This window comes from Aeromonas sp. PS2Canimalfood6, from assembly GCF_048276795.1.
Lineage (GTDB): Bacteria > Pseudomonadota > Gammaproteobacteria > Enterobacterales > Aeromonadaceae > Aeromonas > Aeromonas caviae.
In genome coordinates, this window is record NZ_JBLUXC010000176.1 from 1 (window position 1) to 381 (window position 381).

Here is a 381-nt window from a genome sequence, read left to right on the forward strand (position 1 = left end):
CGGGTTTTTTCATTTCTAGACTTACGTGATTTTTTTCCTGGATCAACTGGGTGGAACAATCATGTATCTGAGTAAAAATGCCTCCGGCACCTACTACACTCGTCTCCCGCTGCCTAAGTCATTACGTGACCGTGGCTTGCCCTTCGCTATCCGTACTTCCCTTTGCACCAAAGATCGTCAGCTCGCCGTAGACCGCAACCTGGCAGTGGCAGCTCGTACTCGCGCACTTATCGCGGCTACTCCTGCCGATACTGCCCCCCGCAGTTTCTATCGCTGGATCCGCGCCGATCTAGACGCGTTCAAAGCAGCGGGGTTCATCCCTCCTCAAACACCTTCCACACCTCGTGAACCTTCTGTTGATGCCCCAGCTTGCCCCAGCAG

The 381-nt window shown here is 54.6% G+C and carries 1 pseudogene; it reads left to right on the plus strand.

Annotated features, from left to right (window positions below):
* Window positions 1-61: 61 nt before the first annotated feature.
* A pseudogene (locus ACNPAA_RS21130) lies at window positions 62-381 on the plus strand (hypothetical protein); the annotation flags it as partial.